A 12,960-nucleotide genomic window follows, 5' to 3' on the forward strand; every position below is an offset into this window, starting at 1 on the left:
CCGATGCCTGATCCTGTTGCTGCCAGCCTGCGTCTTGCGCCCGAAGCGCTGACTCGTCCGTTTTCCGCTGAACAGTTCAGCTTCACCAGCACCAATGATCTGGAGCCCTTTCGCGGTGTGCTCGGCCAGGAACGCGCGGTCGAAGCCTTGCAGTTCGGTGTGGCGATGCCACGCCCCGGTTACAACGTATTCGTCATGGGCGAGCCCGGCACCGGCCGGTTCTCGTTCGTCAAACGCTATCTGAAAGCCGAAGGCAAGCGCCTGCAGACCCCGGCGGACTGGGTCTACGTCAACAACTTCGATGAACCGCGCGAGCCGCGTGCACTGGAGCTGCCATCGGGCACGGCGGCCTCGTTCATCGGCGACATCAACGGCCTGATCGACAACCTGCTGGCGACTTTTCCAGCAGTTTTCGAACACCCGTCCTACCAGCAGAAAAAAAGCGCCATCGACCGCGCCTTCAATCAGCGCTACGACAAGGCGCTGGACATCATCGAGCGTCTGGCCCTGGAAAAGGACGTCGCGCTGTACCGCGACAGCAGCAATATCGCCTTCACCCCGATGCTCGACGGCAAGGCCCTGGACGAAGCCGAATTCGCGCAGTTGCCGGAAGCCGAGCGCGAGCGTTTTCACGATGACATTTCCGGCCTCGAAGAGCGCCTGAACGAAGAACTCGCCAGCCTGCCGCAGTGGAAGCGCGAGTCGAACAATCAACTGCGTTCGCTCAACGAAGAAACCATCACCCTGGCCTTGCAGCCGTTACTGGCGCCGCTGTCGGAGAAGTACGCAGAGAACGCCGGGGTCTGCGGTTACCTGCAAGCGATGCAGGTCTACCTGCTGAAAACCGTGGTCGAACAACTGGTCGACGACAGCAAGACTGACGCCGTCGCGCGCAAGTTGCTGGAAGAACAATACGCACCGAGCCTGGTGGTCGGGCATCCGGCCAGCGGCGGTGCGCCGGTGGTGTTCGAGCCGCATCCGACTTACGAAAACCTGTTCGGCCGCATCGAGTACACCACCGATCAGGGCGCGCTCTACACCACTTACCGGCAGTTGCGTCCGGGTGCGCTGCACCGCGCCAACGGCGGCTTCCTGATTCTTGAAGCGGAAAAAATGCTCAGCGAGCCGTTCGTGTGGGATGCGCTCAAGCGCGCCCTGCAATCGCGCAAACTGAAAATGGAATCGCCGCTGGGCGAGATGGGCCGCTTCGCCACCATGACCCTGAATCCGCAGCACATCCCGTTGCAGGTCAAAGTCATCATCATCGGTGCGCGGCAGCTGTATTACACGCTGCAGGATCTCGATCCGGACTTCCAGGAGATGTTCCGCGTTCTGGTCGACTTCGACGAAGACATCCCGATGGTCGATGAAAGCCTCGAGCAGTTCGCCCAGCTCCTGAAAACCCGTACTTCGGAAGAAGGCATGGCGCCGCTGACCGCCGATGCGGTGGCACGACTGGCGACCTACAGCGCACGGCTGGCCGAGCATCAGGGGCGCTTGTCGGCGCGCATTGGTGATCTGTTCCAACTGGTCAGCGAGGCGGATTTCATTCGCCATCTGGCCGGCGATGAAATGACCGACGCAGGCCATATCGAACGCGCCCTGAAAGCCAAGGCCACCCGCACCGGGCGCGTCTCGGCGCGGATTCTCGACGACATGCTCGCCGGAATTATCCTCATCGACACTGACGGTGCGGCGGTCGGCAAGTGCAACGGGCTGACAGTGCTGGAGGTCGGCGATTCGGCGTTCGGCGTGCCGGCGCGGATTTCCGCCACGGTCTACCCGGGCGGCAGCGGCATCGTCGACATCGAGCGTGAGGTCAACCTCGGCCAGCCGATTCACTCCAAAGGCGTGATGATCCTCACCGGTTATCTGGGCAGCCGTTACGCCCAGGAATTTCCGCTGGCGATCTCGGCGAGCATTGCGCTGGAACAGTCGTACGGTTATGTCGACGGCGACAGCGCATCGTTGGGCGAGGCGTGCACGCTGATTTCGGCGCTGTCGAAAACCCCGCTCAAGCAATGTTTTGCCATCACCGGTTCGATCAACCAGTTCGGTGAGGTGCAGGCTGTCGGCGGGGTCAACGAGAAGATCGAAGGCTTCTTCCGCCTCTGCGAAGCACGCGGCCTGACCGGCGAGCAGGGCGCAATCATTCCCCAGGCCAACGTCGCCACGCTGATGCTCGATGAAAAAGTCCTCGCCGCCGTGCGCGCCGGCCAGTTCCACGTATATGCGGTGCGTCAGGCCGATGAGGCGCTGAGCCTGCTGGTGGGTGAGCCGGCCGGGGAGCCGAACGCCGATGGCGAATTCCCCGAAGGCAGCATCAATGCGCGAGTGGTCGAGCGCCTGCGCGATATCGCCGAGATGATCAGCGAAGAGGACCTGAAAGAGGCCGAGAAGGAACTGGCGCAGGAGGCTCTCGCCGAAGCCAAACCGGCCTGATCAGTTCACGCCAGACCCTGTGGGAGCGAGCCTGCTCGCGAAAGCGCTGTATCAGTCGACGAATGAGTTGGCTGATCCATCGTCTTCGCGAGCAGGCTCGCTCCCACAGTGCTTTTCCAGATTGATCTCTGCGGGGATCTTCGGGGAATGTGTCACTACTCTGACGCCAATATTCACACAATGACCATTCGGCGCCTTCTGGTTCCATTTGGCTTGCGCGGGACACTTTTCTTCTATTCTCAGGTCAAGGATATCGACAGTATCACTGGATCGAGCCAGTCCTCCCGTGGGGGCTGAATACCGGCTTTACCGAGGGTCGCCGCCATGTCGCGCAACCTCTGTCTCACCCGTCAATGCCTGGGTCTGGTGACCCGGATCGAATGCGCCGTCAAGCCGCTGGCCGGCGACAACGGCATGTGGACGCTGCTCTTCGCGGCCGGCATGGCCGGCGAACAACCTTCCGCGATCAAAGCCCAGGGCCCGTTTCACGGCCCGGTCGCGGCCGAGTCGATTCTCGACACCATCGTTGAAAGCCTGACCTTGCATGGTTACGAACTGGCCGATGATCCGCAGATCTGGAGCTTGCATCTGCAAGCGCAGTTGCGGCAGATCAACGGCGGTCGTGGGCGCAGCCTCAACGGTTAAGGCGCTTTCTGGTCCACCGGCGCCTTGTCGAGCTTGACCTCAAAGCCGTATTGCACGGTGGCGAGGTCGGTGCGCTGATAGGTTTCCACGCGAGTCGGGCGACCATAAAAGTAGTGCACGCCGAGTAGCGCCGGGCCTTCGGTGCTGGCGTCGTGGCTGACCGAAAGAATCTGCTTGAGGTAATGGCCACTGTCGTCCTTGACGAAGAAACGCCATTCGTTGGCCGGGAAGGCTTTCAGGTCGACTACCAGCGTGTTGTCCTTGATCGCCAGGCCTTTGGGCAATGACTGCGCGTCGTAGGATTGCTTCGCCACAGTCGCCAGGAACAACGGCATCGAGCCCACGGCAATCGCCGGGGTTTCCGGAAACAGGTTCAGATCATAAGTAATCGTCGCTGATAGCGGATCAACCTGATATGCCTCGGGCGGCAGTTCGATCGGCTCGTCGAGTTTGCCGCCGCGCTTTTCCGTGAAGAAGGTCACGGGACTGACGCCGGGGTTGAGTTCGTCGCCAAGCAATTCGTCATTGAAGGTGCGGCGGTGGGAAAACTCGATACGCGCCGCGCTCGGCTCTTCAACCGATTGATGAATGCGCACGCCGGCCTTCAATTGTTCCTCGGTCAGGTCCGCGCCTTTGAGCCAGTTGGCGGCGAGATCGTCATACACCACAACTGGCAGGTCCAGCGGCTGCACGGCTTTGGCCGTGGTGTGCGGATTGAAGGTGCGCACCGGCAGATCCAGGGATTTGCGCGTCACCGTCGCCGAAGAGAAGTCGAGCACGCTGACTTCCAGGGTCTCGATCGGGCCGTGGAAATACACCTTGTTGTAGCGGCGCGGGTGGTCTTTCTCGAAGGCTTGCTGGTCGTCGCTGAGCTGTTTTTCCAGGGTGTCGCTCCAGCTCTTCTGCTTCTGTAACTGCGCCAGTTGCTTCTGGTAAAACGCGACCTGCTCCGGGCTTTCGTTGATCGAGCCGGCGCGCACCAGGTATTGGCCGCTGGCGTCGCGGGCCTGGACGATCAGCGGATTGATCCGGGTTTCGGCGACTTCTGCCGCCAGCGGCAGGCTGTTGCTGACTTCGACCTCGGCATAGTTCTTTTCCAGCTTGAGCAGTTTGACGCTGAGGTTGTCGTTCGTGCGAGTCTGGCCGACGTCTTTCTGCGTCAGGTCGAAACTGTACAGGCGACGCGGCGCGATGACTTCGACCTGGCCTTGCAGGCTGACCGGTTGTGGCAGGGTTTTCTTGTCGACGTTGAGGCCATCGATGAACGGGTAGGTCACCGTCAGGTCATCGGGGTTGGTCACGTTGGAGCTGGACGGGCTGAGCTGAATGCCTGGATCGGTTTCCGACCACTCCGGCTGCCAGGCGATCACGCGTTTGTTGCTCAGCGTGACCGAGTGCCATTCGATGCCGTGCGGGAACAGGAACCCGCCGGGAATGTTCAGGTTGAACGGGAATACCGGCTGCAGATCGGTCAGGTAATCCGAGCTGGCGTCCTTGTGCAGCACGAACAGGCCGTCGATGAAGGTATCGACCAGCGCTTGCGAGGTAGGGTAGTGCTTGAGCACGGCGAGGGCGTCTGCGCCGTATTCGGTGTGCGGCGCGATGTCGTCGAGCTTGAGCCGGGCGCGTTCGAGCAACAGCAGCGAACCGCCGAGTTCGGTGATGGCGTCCTTGAGCTTGGGATCGCTGATCGTGTCCAGTGACTGTTCGAAGGTGGCGGTCTTTTCGTCGAGGTTGGCGACTTGTTTTTCATCGCCGGGCGAGCAACCGCCGATGAGCAAGGCGAGGCAGATTCCGGCAGTCGTCAAGGCTGATCGCACATCCATTTCCACGCGTCCTGTCCACTGTCATTGGGCTGTCAATGCTTTGGACACTAGCAGAAAAACTTTGTCACACACACGCAGGTGGCGGATTTTCCGGCGGTTTCTGGCTGTCACAGCGGGCTGTTATACTCGCCGCCATTTCCAGCCCCTTGTGTGAGAGTCAATGGAACGCTTTATCGAAAATGCAATGTACGCCACCCGCTGGCTGCTGGCGCCGATCTACATCGGCCTGTCCCTCGGTCTGCTGGCGCTGGCATTGAAGTTCTTCCAGGAAATCATCCATATCCTGCCCAACGTCTTCGCCATGGCTGAATCGGATCTGATTCTGGTGCTGCTGTCGCTGATCGACATGGCGCTGGTGGGCGGTCTGCTGGTGATGGTGATGATTTCCGGCTACGAGAACTTCGTCTCGCAACTGGACATCGACGAAGGCAAAGAGAAGCTCAGCTGGCTGGGCACCATGGACTCGTCGTCGCTGAAGATGAAAGTCGCGGCGTCGATCGTGGCGATTTCTTCGATCCATCTGCTGCGCATCTTCATGGATGCCAAGAACGTCGATCCCGAGCATCTGATGTGGTACGTGATCATTCACATGACTTTTGTGGTGTCCGCGTTTGCCATGGGTTACCTGGACAAGGTCACCAAGCACTGATCAGCCGATCAAGGCAAAAAAACCGCCCGTCTGTTGCGAAACAGACGGGCGGTTTCGTTTGTGGCTTGTGCTTTCAAGCGCAGCGGCCTATGCCTGTAACGGTGCGATTCGCCACGGCGTGAGGTGCTTCCATGAACCTGCAAGAGTTGAACGCGTTTGCTGTTGCCAAAAAGGTCGACGAGTTGAACCTGATCTCCATGGAAGGAGGCATTTACCTGTTGGAAGCGAGGATGCATGGGACGGCGTATCCGTTGAGCGATCTCAAGGGCAATATGCTGACGCTGCGCTCAGTGGAGCACGCGCGGGATCTGCTGCATGCCTTCCCGGTTCTGCCATTCAACCTTGTGCACACCTCAGTCCATGACGAAATGTGCGGGCTGGTCGCTGACCTCGATGAAAGCCTGAAAGTGCCGCTCGCCTGGCGCTCGGCCCTGTAGGCTCGGCCCCAAGTCCGGGGTATCTGTGCTAGTCTGCTCGCCCTTTTGGTTCCGGGCGCGCCGGGACGCGCTGTGCACGCACGGCAAGTCCTGTGGCCGTCCGCACAGCGGAGCAGTGTCATGTCCGAAGTAAATCTGTCCACCGACGAAACCCGCGTCAGCTACGGTATCGGCCGTCAACTCGGCGACCAGCTGCGCGATAACCCGCCACCGGGTGTCAGCCTGGACGCGATCCTGGCCGGTCTGACCGACGCTTTCGCCGGCAAGCCAAGCCGTGTTGGCCAGGAAGAAATGTCCGCCAGCTTCAAAGTGATCCGCGAGATCATGCAAGCCGAAGCAGCTGCCAAGGCTGAAGCCGCGGCTGGCGAAGGCTTGGCCTTCCTCGCCGAAAACGCCAAGCGTGACGGCATCACCACCCTGGCTTCCGGCCTGCAATTCGAAGTGCTGACTCAGGGCGAAGGCGCCAAGCCGACCCGTGAAGACCAGGTGCGTACGCACTACCACGGCACCCTGATCGACGGCACTGTGTTCGACAGCTCCTACGAGCGCGGCCAGCCTGCAGAATTCCCGGTTGGCGGCGTGATCGCTGGCTGGACCGAAGCCCTGCAACTGATGAATGCCGGCAGCAAATGGCGCCTGTACGTGCCGAGCGAACTGGCTTACGGCGCACAAGGCGTGGGCAGCATCCCGCCGCACAGCGTTCTGGTGTTCGACGTCGAGCTGCTGGACGTTCTGTAATACCGAGCCTGCCTTGATGGCGGGCTGAAAAATGTGGGAGCGAGCTCGCTCGCGAAGGCGGTTTTTCAGTCGACTCATTCGTTGACTGATTTATCGCTTTCGCGAGCAAGCTCGCTCCCACAGGTTTTTTTAATGCTGCTCATATTTCGATCTTGTTGTGCAGCTCATTGGTCGGGCGCAACGCCCGGGCATAGCAGAACAGGAACAGATTGCGCACCAGCTCCTTGAGCACCAGCGGCTCGCTGGAATTGAGGCTGCTGACGTCCAGATCGCCTTGATCCTGCAGCTCATGCAAGGCTTCTTCTTCAAGCACCGCACAGACTTCGCCGGTTTCCCGATGGAGGATTCTGAGGTAAGGGTGTGGGCGATCCAGCCAGGCGTCGATCAAATAAGTCATGGGGTTCATCTCCTTGAAAGGTTTCAATGAGAATAATTCTTATTCATCAAATAGCAAGTGCCTATTGGCGGATCGTGGAGTTTTCCGGGTAAAGGTTGTGTCAGGTCAAAATGACTGGCTGATGGCCATGCGCGGATTCATTGAGCCGAAGCGGGGAGGGCAAAGCTCCATCCCACGGCTGGCGCAGGATGGATGACGCAAGGCTCAGACTTTTCTGACGAACTCGGATTTGAGCTTCATCGGACCGATGCCGTCGATCTTGCAGTCGATGTCGTGATCGCCATCGCACAGGCGGATGTTCTTGACCTTGGTGCCGACCTTGACCACCAGCGATGTGCCCTTGACCTTGAGGTCCTTGATCACGGTGATGGTGTCGCCGTCCTGCAGGACGTTGCCGACCGAATCTTTCTTCACGGCATCATCAGCCGCCACTTCGGCTTCGCCGCTGGCAGACCACTCGTGGGCGCACTCGGGGCAGACCAGTTGGGTGCCGTCTTCGTAGGTGTATTCGGAATTGCATTTCGGGCAGGGTGGCAACGTGCTCACTAAGGTTCCTTGGGTATCAGGAGGACTAAAGGGCGCACATTGTATAGGGTTTTACGCGGAGGAGGGCATAGCGCAGAAACAACTGTGGGAGCGAGCCTGCTCGCGAAAGCGCTGTGTCAGTCAACATTGAGTCGATTGGCAGATTGCTTTCGCGAGCAGGCTCGCTCCCACAGGGGATGAATCAGTGCGTGCGGGCTACCGCGAACTCGCTCAGTTCCACCAGCGCATCGCGGTATTCGCTAGCCGGCAGCGCCTCGAGGCACTTGATCGCACGGGCCACGTAATCGCGGGCCAGTTGCGCGGTGTACTCCAGCGAGCCGGACGCTTCGACGGCGATGCGGATGCTTTCCAGGTCTTCGATCCCGCCTTTCTGGATCGCCTGACGCACCAGTGCCGCCTGTTCGGCTGTGCCTTCGCGCATGGTGTAGATCAGCGGCAGGGTCGGTTTGCCTTCGGCCAGATCGTCGCCGACGTTCTTGCCCAGGGTTTCCGCGTCGCCTTTATAGTCGAGCAGGTCATCAACCAGCTGGAACGCCACACCCAAGTGATCGCCGAACGTGCGCAGGGCTTCGCTCTGCTCGGCGGTCGCGCCGGCGAGCGCGGCGGCGCTGTGGGTCGAGGCTTCGAAGAGCATCGCGGTCTTGCCGCGGATGACTTCCATGTAGGTTTCTTCGCTGGTGCTGGCGTCACGCACCTTGGACAACTGCAACACTTCGCCTTCAGCGATGATCCGCGTGGCTTGAGACAAAATCTTCATCACCGGCATCGAGCCGAGTTCGACCATCATTTCGAACGAGCGCGAGTACAGGAAGTCGCCGACCAGCACGCTCGGGGCATTGCCCCACATGGCGTTGGCGGTCGAGCGGCCACGACGCATGCCGGACATGTCGACGACGTCGTCATGCAGCAGGGTCGCGGTGTGCAGGAATTCGATGGTGGCGGCCAGCAGGCGCATGTCGTCGCCTTCGCGACCCAGGGCCTTGCCACACAGCAACACTAATAAAGGACGCAGGCGTTTGCCGCCGGCCGACGTGATGTAATCGCCGATTTTCGATACCAGCGGCACTCGAGACGTCAGCTGCTTCTTGATGATGCCGTCGACGGCGCTAAAATCGTCCGCCACCGCGCGGTAGAAAGCTTGGGGTTGCATCAGCGAGAGTCGCTCCAGAAGGGTTGCGCGGCATGCTAGGACCCCCGTCCAGACCTGTCAAGGCGCGATGGACGGCCACTTGCGCGAGGCAGATTGCTTGCGTACAATCGCGCACCCTGAACTTCCTGGGCAGCACCTGCCTTACGCAATTGCACTTGGGCCGTTCCAGCCCCATGCAGCCATGCCAGCCAATACCTCTTCTTATAAAGAGCTGGGTGAGCAGGATTATCGGAGAAATACCATGTACGCAGTAATCGTTACCGGCGGTAAGCAATACAAGGTCGCTGAAGGTGAATACCTGAAGATCGAAAAACTGGAAATCGCTACTGGCGAATCCGTGACTTTTGATCGCGTTCTGCTGGTCGCCAACGGCGACGACGTGAACATCGGCGCACCAGTTGTTGCTGGCGCAACCGTCAAGGCTGAAGTGATCTCCCAAGGTCGTCACGATAAAGTCCGCATCATCAAGTTCCGTCGCCGTAAGCACCACATGAAGCGTATGGGCCACCGCCAGTGGTTCACCGAGATCAAAATCACCGGTATTCAGGCTTAATTACAGCCTAATTCCTCACTAGGAGAATTGAACTCATGGCACACAAAAAAGCTGGTGGTAGTACCCGTAACGGTCGCGACTCAGAAGCCAAACGCCTTGGCGTGAAGATGTATGGCGGCCAGGTCATCAAGGCCGGCAACATCATCGTGCGTCAGCGCGGCACCCAATTCCACGCTGGCTACGGCGTTGGCATGGGCAAGGATCACACTCTCTTCGCTAAAATCGAAGGCGTGATCAAGTTCGAAGTAAAGGGCGCCTTCGGTCGTCGTTACGTGAGCGTAATCGCGGCTTAATCGCGAGATCGCTGGAGAAGCCCTGTCTTGCGACGGGGCTTTTTCGTTTGTGGGGTGAGTCTCTTGCAAAGCTGTTTGTATGGGCTGTCGGCGTGCGATGCAGGTCGTGTCTTGGGGTCGCTGCGCTCATTTTTGCAAGAGTCTTATGTCTTGATTGTTTTTCGGCTCGTCCGTACGGCGAGAGGCGTTGGTTATGAAGTTTGTTGATGAAGTATCGATTCGCGTAAAGGCCGGTGACGGTGGCAACGGTGCCATGAGTTTCCGCCGGGAAAAATTCATTGAAAACGGTGGCCCGAACGGCGGTGATGGCGGTGACGGCGGTTCCATCTACATGATGGCCGACGAGAACCTCAACACCCTGGTCGACTACCGTTACACCCGTCACTTCGATGCCGAGCGTGGCTCCAACGGTGGCAGCACCGACTGCACCGGCAAGAAGGGCGAAGACCTGATCCTGCGCGTGCCGGTCGGCACCACCGTGATCGACTCTGCCACTCAGGAAGTCATTGGCGACCTGACCAAGGCCGGTCAGAAACTGATGGTAGTGCAGGGCGGCTGGCACGGTCTGGGCAACACCCGTTTCAAATCCAGTACCAACCGTGCACCGCGTCAGACCACGCCGGGCAAGCCGGGCGAGCAGCGCGACCTGAAACTGGAAATGAAAGTGCTGGCCGACGTCGGTCTGCTGGGCTTGCCGAACGCCGGTAAAAGTACCTTTATCCGTTCGGTCTCGGCGGCCAAGCCGAAAGTCGCCGACTACCCGTTCACCACGCTGGTGCCGAACCTGGGTGTGGTCAGCGTCGATCGCTGGAAGAGCTTCGTCATTGCCGACATTCCGGGTCTGATCGAAGGCGCTTCCGACGGTGCCGGCCTGGGCATTCGCTTCCTCAAGCACCTGGCGCGTACGCGTTTGCTGCTGCACCTCGTCGACATGGCGCCGCTGGATGATTCCAGTGCTCCGGATGCAGCTGAAGTGATCGTCAACGAGCTGATCAAATTCAGCCCGTCGCTGGCCGAGCGTGATCGCTGGCTGGTGCTGAACAAGTGCGACCAGATCCTTGAAGAAGAGCACGATGCTCGGGTCAAGGAAATCGTCGATCGCCTGGAGTGGACCGGTCCGGTGTACGTGATCTCGGCCATCGCCAAGATCGGTACCGAGCGTCTGTGCCACGACATCATGCGTTACATGGAAGACCGTGCCGATCGCCTCGCCGCAGATCCTGCGTACAAGGAAGAGCTGGCCGATCTCGATCAGCGCATCGAAGACGAAGCCCGTGCGCAGTTGCAGGCGCTGGACGACAAGCGTGCCCTGCGTCGCAGCGGCGTTAAGTCGGTCCATGACATCGGCGACGATGACTGGGACGAAGAAGATGTGGATGACGAAGACGGTCCGGAAATCATTTACGTGCGTGACTGATCCGTTGCGATAAACTTGAACGCCGCTCAATCGAGCGGCGTTTTAGTATCCGGAAATCGATCGTTGGTCAGCAATCGCCACGATTAACGTCACGGGCAGTGCCAGGTCGCGCTGCCCTCAAGCTAAGGTTGAAGATGATGCGGAGCAAGGTGACAGGTGCGCAGCGTTGGGTCGTGAAGATCGGCAGCGCTTTGCTGACAGCTGACGGCAAAGGGCTGGATCGCGCGGCAATGAGTGTCTGGGTCGAGCAGATGGTGGCGCTGCATGAAGCGGGCGTCGAGCTGGTGCTGGTGTCCTCCGGGGCGGTGGCGGCCGGCATGAGTCGCTTGGGCTGGACCGCGCGACCCAGTGCCATGCACGAGCTCCAGGCGGCCGCTGCAATCGGTCAGATGGGGCTGGTGCAGGCGTGGGAGTCGAGCTTCGCCGAGCATGGCCGGCACACTGCGCAGATTCTCCTGACCCACGACGACCTGTCCGACCGCAAGCGCTACCTCAACGCCCGCAGTACCTTGCGTGCGCTGGTCGAGCTGAAAGTCATTCCGGTGATCAATGAAAACGACACCGTGGTCACCGATGAAATCCGTTTTGGCGACAACGACACGCTGGCGGCGCTGGTGGCCAATCTGGTCGAGGCCGATCTGCTGGTGATCCTCACTGATCGCGACGGCATGTTCGACGCCGATCCGCGCAACAATCCCGATGCGCAGCTGATTTATGAAGCACGCGCCGATGATCCGACGCTCGATGCGGTTGCCGGTGGTACCGGCGGTGCGCTGGGGCGCGGCGGCATGCAGACCAAACTGCGTGCAGCGCGCCTGGCAGCGCGTTCCGGTGCGCACACCATCATCGTCGGCGGGCGCCTTGAGCGTGTGCTCGATCGCCTGAAGGCGGGCGAGCGCATCGGCACGCTGCTATCGCCGGAGCGTGGCATGCTCGCGGCGCGCAAGCAGTGGCTGGCCGGTCACCTGCAAACCCGTGGCACTCTGGTGCTGGATGAGGGGGCGGTGTCGGCGTTGTCCAAGGGCAACAAAAGTCTGCTGCCGGTGGGTGTGAAACTGGTTCAAGGCAGTTTCCGTCGCGGTGAGATGGTCGTCTGTGTGGCGCCGGACGGTCGGGAGATCGCTCGGGGTCTGGCCAATTACAGCGCTCTGGAAGCGCAAAAAATCATCGGTCAGTCGTCGGATGCGATTGTCGGTTTGCTCGGTTACATGGCGGAACCGGAACTGGTTCACCGTGACAACCTGATTCTGGTCTAAGGAAAATTCGATGCGTGTAGCGAAAGGATTGTTGGGCCTGCTGATGGCCATGCCATTGCTGGCCTCGGCCGAGGAAATCGGTCAGGTGTCGACGGTGTTCAAGTTTGTCGGGCCGAATGACCGGATCGTGGTCGAGGCCTTCGACGATCCGAAAGTCGAGGGCGTGACCTGCTACCTGTCGCGCGCCAAGACTGGTGGAGTGAAGGGTGGTCTCGGTCTGGCCGAGGATCGTGCTGAGGCGTCGATCGCTTGTCGCCAGGTCGGGCCGATCAAGTTCAAGGGTGAGCTGAAGGATGGCGATGAGGTGTTCAAGGAGCGCACTTCGCTGGTGTTCAAGACCATGCAGGTGGTGCGTTTCCTCGACAAGAAGCGCAACACGCTGGTGTACCTGGTCTACAGCGATCGCTTGATCGAGGGCAGTCCGCAGAATGCGGTCACGGCTATCCCGATCCTGCCGTGGGTGCCGGTCCAGCAATAAGCGCCACCAATCCGAACTGTGGGAGCGAGCCTGCTCGCGAAGAGGTCATGTCGGTCGATAGAAATACCAACTGGCAGATCGCATTCGCGAGCAGGCTCGCTCCCACATTTTTTTGCCTGTAGCTTGTTAAATC

The 12,960-nt window shown here is 60.0% G+C and carries 14 protein-coding genes; 10 read left to right on the plus strand and 4 right to left on the minus strand.

The features are described 5' to 3' along the window. Positions 1–3 precede the first annotated feature (3 nt). Together JWU58_RS04675 and JWU58_RS04680 are read left to right on the plus strand one after the other, a co-directional pair. A complete protein-coding gene (locus JWU58_RS04675; RefSeq protein ID WP_024014367.1) occupies positions 4–2,442 on the plus strand; it encodes a Lon protease family protein in 2,439 nt (812 codons plus the stop codon). 324 nt (positions 2,443–2,766) lie between these two features. Beyond that, positions 2,767–3,087, plus strand: a complete 321-nt coding sequence (locus tag JWU58_RS04680) for a PA4575 family protein (RefSeq protein ID WP_016773114.1) — start codon at positions 2,767–2,769, stop codon at positions 3,085–3,087. Here the strand turns inward: JWU58_RS04680 and JWU58_RS04685 are convergent. Beyond that, positions 3,084–4,913 carry a hypothetical protein gene (locus JWU58_RS04685; RefSeq protein ID WP_206421542.1) on the minus strand — a complete coding sequence of 610 codons (1,830 nt, stop codon included), beginning with the start codon at positions 4,911–4,913 and terminating at the stop codon, positions 3,084–3,086. The genes JWU58_RS04680 and JWU58_RS04685 overlap by 4 nt on opposite strands. A gap of 160 nt (positions 4,914–5,073) precedes the next feature. Here JWU58_RS04685 and JWU58_RS04690 point away from each other — a divergent pair, with 160 nt between their 5' ends. The 3 genes from JWU58_RS04690 (at position 5,074) to JWU58_RS04700 (ending at position 6,737) form a co-directional block, all read left to right on the plus strand. Beyond that, positions 5,074–5,562: a TIGR00645 family protein gene (locus tag JWU58_RS04690; protein ID WP_016773116.1), complete on the plus strand. Its 489-nt coding sequence runs from the start codon at positions 5,074–5,076 to the stop codon at positions 5,560–5,562. Positions 5,563–5,693: 131 nt separating this feature from the next. Next, on the plus strand, positions 5,694–5,999 hold the full coding sequence (locus JWU58_RS04695; protein ID WP_110603155.1) for a DUF6482 family protein: 306 nt from the start codon (positions 5,694–5,696) through the stop codon (positions 5,997–5,999). 120 nt (positions 6,000–6,119) lie between these two features. Then, positions 6,120–6,737, plus strand: a complete 618-nt coding sequence (locus tag JWU58_RS04700; protein WP_039761705.1) for a BamJ family beta-barrel-assembly machinery protein — start codon at positions 6,120–6,122, stop codon at positions 6,735–6,737. A 139-nt stretch (positions 6,738–6,876) separates the two neighbouring features. Here JWU58_RS04700 and JWU58_RS04705 read toward each other — a convergent pair whose 3' ends face one another. The 3 genes from JWU58_RS04705 to JWU58_RS04715 all read right to left on the minus strand — a co-directional run bounded on the left by JWU58_RS04705 (position 6,877) and on the right by JWU58_RS04715 (position 8,830). Further along, positions 6,877–7,134 (minus strand): PA4570 family protein, encoded by a 258-nt coding sequence (locus tag JWU58_RS04705; protein WP_016773118.1) that lies wholly within the window; start codon positions 7,132–7,134, stop codon positions 6,877–6,879. Between the two features lie 204 nt (positions 7,135–7,338). Then, positions 7,339–7,680: a zinc ribbon domain-containing protein YjdM gene (locus JWU58_RS04710; RefSeq protein ID WP_016773119.1), complete on the minus strand. Its 342-nt coding sequence runs from the start codon at positions 7,678–7,680 to the stop codon at positions 7,339–7,341. Positions 7,681–7,861: 181 nt separating this feature from the next. After that, positions 7,862–8,830 carry a polyprenyl synthetase family protein gene (locus JWU58_RS04715; RefSeq protein ID WP_016773120.1) on the minus strand — a complete coding sequence of 323 codons (969 nt, stop codon included), beginning with the start codon at positions 8,828–8,830 and terminating at the stop codon, positions 7,862–7,864. 241 nt (positions 8,831–9,071) lie between these two features. Here JWU58_RS04715 and rplU point away from each other — a divergent pair, with 241 nt between their 5' ends. The 5 genes from rplU (at position 9,072) to JWU58_RS04740 (ending at position 12,827) form a co-directional block, all read left to right on the plus strand. Further along, positions 9,072–9,383 carry a 50S ribosomal protein L21 gene (gene rplU / locus JWU58_RS04720; RefSeq protein WP_007924746.1) on the plus strand — a complete coding sequence of 104 codons (312 nt, stop codon included), beginning with the start codon at positions 9,072–9,074 and terminating at the stop codon, positions 9,381–9,383. 35 nt (positions 9,384–9,418) lie between these two features. Further along, entirely contained in the window at positions 9,419–9,676 is a 258-nt protein-coding gene (gene rpmA / locus JWU58_RS04725; protein ID WP_016773121.1) for a 50S ribosomal protein L27, read from the plus strand. A 193-nt stretch (positions 9,677–9,869) separates the two neighbouring features. Then, positions 9,870–11,093, plus strand: coding sequence for an Obg family GTPase CgtA (cgtA, locus tag JWU58_RS04730; protein WP_016773122.1), 1,224 nt, complete (start codon positions 9,870–9,872; stop codon positions 11,091–11,093). Positions 11,094–11,230: 137 nt separating this feature from the next. Continuing rightward, positions 11,231–12,349 (plus strand): glutamate 5-kinase, encoded by a 1,119-nt coding sequence (proB, locus tag JWU58_RS04735; protein WP_039761700.1) that lies wholly within the window; start codon positions 11,231–11,233, stop codon positions 12,347–12,349. A gap of 10 nt (positions 12,350–12,359) precedes the next feature. Next, complete coding sequence (locus JWU58_RS04740; protein ID WP_039761698.1) at positions 12,360–12,827, plus strand: CreA family protein; 468 nt, start codon at positions 12,360–12,362, stop codon at positions 12,825–12,827. Positions 12,828–12,960: the final 133 nt, after the last annotated feature.

It is taken from the genome of Pseudomonas atacamensis, assembly GCF_017167965.1.
Taxonomy (GTDB): Bacteria; Pseudomonadota; Gammaproteobacteria; order Pseudomonadales; family Pseudomonadaceae; genus Aquipseudomonas; species Aquipseudomonas atacamensis.